The 446-nt window shown below is 76.5% G+C and carries 1 protein-coding gene; it reads left to right on the top strand.

The window, feature by feature from the left end; genetic code table 11:
• Nucleotides 1-446: acyl-CoA dehydrogenase family protein (locus D7Y13_RS42900; protein ID WP_279637208.1), on the top strand; the 446-nt coding region annotated here is incomplete at both ends.

Raw genomic sequence — 446 nt, 5'->3', positions numbered from 1 at the left:
ACTCTGCTCACCGGCGACCGCAGCGTCGCCCTCGCACCCGCCGGTGTCGCGCCCGGTGCGGACGTCGGGGCCGTGATCCGCGACAGCGCGCAGGGCGTGCTCGTCGACGCCGACACCGTCACGGTGGTCGGCGCGAGCACCGGCGGGCTGGCGCTGCTCGCCGCCGACGGTGGGGAGCGCCGATGGCTCGTCGTCGACCTGGCCGCACCCGGAGTCGACCTGAAGACGGCCACCGCGCTCGACGGCCGCGCCGGGGTGGCGACGATGTCGCTGCGCGGGGTCGCCGCGGTCGCGGTGATCGACGCCCCCGCCGAGGTGGTCGCGGCCCGACTCGTCGCCGGCCTCGCCGCCCAGGCGTCGGGCATCACGCGGTGGGCGCTCGACACCGCCGTCGACTACGCGAAGGTCCGTACGCAGTTCGGTGCTCCGATCGGGTCGTTCCAGGC

Source organism: Corallococcus praedator, from assembly GCF_003612125.1.
GTDB classification, from domain to species: Bacteria; Myxococcota; Myxococcia; order Myxococcales; family Myxococcaceae; genus Corallococcus; species Corallococcus praedator.
This window is presented reverse-complemented; position numbering and strand designations above follow the sequence as displayed.